We start from the raw sequence: 3497 nt of genomic DNA on the forward strand, positions 1-3497 counted from the left end.
ACCGGATGCACAGCGAGTGGTACCACGTGCCCGAGGCGACGCAGCAGGCAATCGCGCGCCTGCGCGAACGCGGCGGCCGCCTCGTCGCGGTCGGAACGACCACGGTGCGCACGCTGGAATCCTGGGCCCGCAGCGGCCAGGCCAGCGGCGACACCGACATCTTCATCACGCCCGGCTTCCCGTTCCGGCAGGTCGACCTGCTGCTCACGAACTTCCACCTGCCCAAGTCGACCCTGCTGATGCTGGTGAGCGCCTTCGCCGGCTACGAGCACGCGATGGCGCTGTACCGCCACGCGGTCGAAAGCCACTACCGCTTCTTCAGCTATGGCGACGCCATGCTGCTCGCGCGCACCTGAATCCCATCACGATGCTGAAGTTCGAACTCCTGAAGACCGAAGGCCGCGCCCGCCGCGGCGTCCTCACCCTCAACCACGGCGCCGTGCAGACGCCGATCTTCATGCCCGTGGGCACCTACGGCACCGTCAAGGGCGTCACGCCCCGGTCGCTGGAGGAGATGGGCGCGCAGATCATCCTGGGCAACACCTTCCACCTCTGGATGCGCCCGGGCCTGGACGTGCTGCAGCAGTTCGGCGGCCTGCACCGCTTCGAGCAGTGGGACAAGCCGATCCTCACCGATTCCGGCGGCTTCCAGGTCTGGAGCCTGGGCGAGATGCGCAAGATCTCCGAGGAGGGCGTGAAGTTCGCTTCCCCCGTCAACGGCGACAAGCTGTTCCTCACGCCCGAGGTCTCGATGCAGATCCAGACCACGCTGAACTCCGACCTCGTTATGCAGTTCGACGAGTGCACGCCCTACGACACCCAGGGCCACGTCACCACCGAGAAGGAGGCGCGGTTCTCGATGGAGCTGTCGCGCCGGTGGGCGATGCGCTGCCAGGCCGAGTTCGCCCGGCTGGAGAACCCCAACGCCCTCTTCGGCATCGTGCAGGGCGGCATGTACGAGCACCTGCGCGAGGAATCGCTCGCGGCGCTGGTGGAGATCGACTTCCCCGGCTACGCCGTCGGCGGCGTCAGCGTCGGCGAGCCCAAGGAGGACATGCTGCGCATCATGGCGCACACGCCGCACCGGCTGCCCGAGCACAAGCCGCGCTACGTGATGGGCGTGGGCACGCCGGAAGACCTGGTGGAAGGCGTGGCGCAGGGCGTCGACATGTTCGACTGCGTGATGCCCACCCGCAATGCCCGCAACGGCCCCCTGTTCACCCGCTTCGGCGACCTGAAGATCCGCAACGCGAAGCACCGCAGCGACCCGCGGCCGCTCGACGAGACCTGCACCTGCTACACCTGCCGGGGCCACACGCGGCCCGACGGCACGGTGAGCGGCGGCTTCTCGCGCGCCTACCTGCACCACCTGGACCGCTGTGGCGAGATGCTCGGGCCGATGCTGGCCACCATCCACAACCTGCACTTCTACCTGAACCTGATGCGCGAGATCCGCGCAGCGCTCGACGCGGGCACCTTCGCGGCCTGGGCCGACGCGTTCCGCGCCGAGCGCCGCCGAGGCGTCTGAGCCTGCCGGAGGACCCCTGCGCCATCGGTGAAAGCGCGATGCCCAGCGCGCAGGCGATTGCTAGACTGGCCCGGTGGCGGAGAACTCCAAGGTTCGCGATCTCTACGAGGCTTTCCCGTTCCCGGCGCGCAGCCCGGGCCGGGACGGCCCCGAGAGCCTGCCGCTGACGCGCACCGACATCCTCGGCAAGGTCGATCATCACCTGTTCGGCGGGCGGCGCGATTTCCGCCAGGGTTTCCGAACGCTGGTGGCGGGGGGCGGCACCGGGGACGCGGCCATCTTCCTGGCAGCGCAGCTGCAAGACTGCGAAGCCGAGGTCGTCTGCCTCGATCTCAGCGAGGCCAGCCTGGCCATAGCGCGCCAGCGCGCGGCCGCGCTCGGCCTGGAGTCGCGCATCCGCTGGGTCCGCGCCTCGCTGCTGGAGGCGCCGCGGCTCGGCCTCGGCCTCTTCGACTACATCACCTGCCTGGGCGTGCTGCATCACCTGGCCGATCCCGATGCGGGCCTGCGCGCATTGGTGGAGGTGCTGGGCGAAGGCGGCGGAATGGGCCTGATGGTGTATGGCCGCTACGGGCGCGCCGACATCTACGCCATGCAGGACCTGATGCGCCTGGTGAACCGCGACGAAGCGGACCTGCGCCGGCAGGTGGAGAACTGCCGCGAGTCCGCGCGGGCGCTGTCGCCGGCCCATTTGATGCTGCGCGGCCGCAGCCGCGAGCAGCTCACGGCCATGCTCGCCGACGACGCCAATCTCGCGGACACTTTCCTGCATCCGCAGGACCGCGCCTACACCGTGCCCGAGCTGCACCGCTTCGTCGAGGATGCAGGCCTGCAGGTGGTGAACTTCACCAACTTCCACACCACGCTGCGGCTGGAGTACGAGCCCGAGACCTACCTGGGCGACGCGCCGCTGAATCGGCAACTGGCCGGGCGCGACGTCCGCGAGCGCCAGGCCATCGGCGAGCTGCTGCACGGCCACATGTACGTGCACGGCTTCTATGCCGCACGCAGTGCCGGCACGGCGGCGAGCTTCCTGGATGCGGAGATGGTGCCGTACTTCCTGAGCGCCGCCGCGGCCGAGGCGGCCGGGCAACTGCGCACGCAAGGCGCCGGCAGCGTGAAGCTGTCTTCGCGCCAACGCCTCCGCATCCAGCCTTCGCGCGCGGCCCTGGAGTGCCTGGGTCTCGTCGACGGCGTGCGGGACCTCGGGCGGATCTGGGCCGAAGCGGCAGCCCGCCTGCAGCTGGCGCCGGCGGAACTCGCGGCCAGCGTGGCGCCCGAGTTCGAGCGCTTCAATGCGCTGAACTGGGTGTTCCTGCGGCACAAGAGCTGTGCGCCGTCGCCGATGCTGGCCTACGCCTTCCGCGGCGACGCCGCCAGGATCGAGCCCGCCGGCTGATCGCTCACGCGGGCCGCGGCACAGCGGGCCCTGCTTCCGGCACCGCGCCGGCCGCGTCCGCTGCACCGGCCGGCGCGCCGCAGCTGTGGCAGAACTTCGCGAAGGCGCTCTTGCGCGTCGCGCAGCAGCCGCAGCGATCGAACAGCCCGATGCCGCAGTGCGGGCAGAAGTCGATCTTCTCGTTCTTCAAATCCACCGGGCGCTCGCAGCCGGGGCACACGCCCCTGGCGAGGCGCGCCAGTGCGGTGTCGTAGCTCAGTTCCTCGCGCCGCTTCGCATCCGGCAGCTGCTCCGCCGCCTTCTGCCGCTCCAGATAGCGATTCAATGCCACGATGGCCTGCCGGCCTACCAGCACCGTCACCACGATGCCGACGAGGTAGCGCACGTAACCGCCGTAGCTGGGGAGGTACGGCACCAGTTCGACGAAGAACGTGAACAGGGCAAAGAAGGCGAAGCCCCACACGAAGGGCCACCAGGTGCCGTGCCGCCGCGTGCGCAGCAACCAGCCCGCCACCCCCAGCAGCGGCAGCGTGAGCGCCAGGCGATAGAGGAACACGCGCAACTCCACAC

The 3497-nt window shown here is 69.8% G+C and carries 3 protein-coding genes and 1 pseudogene; 3 read left to right on the top strand and 1 reads right to left on the bottom strand.

Annotated elements, in window-relative coordinates; genetic code table 11:
- From VFM98_RS23570 to VFM98_RS23580, 3 genes are all read left to right on the top strand, one after another.
- The coding region (locus tag VFM98_RS23570; protein ID WP_325112331.1) for an S-adenosylmethionine:tRNA ribosyltransferase-isomerase at positions 1 to 356 on the top strand (356 nt) is incomplete at its 5' end.
- Between the two features lie 11 nt (positions 357 to 367).
- Positions 368 to 1528, top strand: coding sequence for a tRNA guanosine(34) transglycosylase Tgt (tgt, locus tag VFM98_RS23575; protein WP_325112332.1), 1161 nt, complete (start codon positions 368 to 370; stop codon positions 1526 to 1528).
- A gap of 73 nt (positions 1529 to 1601) precedes the next feature.
- Positions 1602 to 2927 (top strand): class I SAM-dependent methyltransferase, encoded by a 1326-nt coding sequence (locus VFM98_RS23580; protein ID WP_325112333.1) that lies wholly within the window; start codon positions 1602 to 1604, stop codon positions 2925 to 2927.
- A 4-nt stretch (positions 2928 to 2931) separates the two neighbouring features.
- Here VFM98_RS23580 and VFM98_RS23585 read toward each other — a convergent pair.
- Positions 2932 to 3497, bottom strand: a pseudogene (locus tag VFM98_RS23585) (zinc ribbon domain-containing protein); the annotation flags it as partial.

It is taken from the genome of Ramlibacter sp. (assembly GCF_035706265.1).
GTDB lineage: Bacteria > Pseudomonadota > Gammaproteobacteria > Burkholderiales > Burkholderiaceae_C > Ramlibacter.

Excerpts from the sequence above, each read along its gene's own strand:
- tgt (WP_325112332.1), top strand. The coding sequence starts at position 368 with ATGCTGAAGTTCGAACTCCTGAAGACCGAAGGCCGCGCCCGCCGCGGC.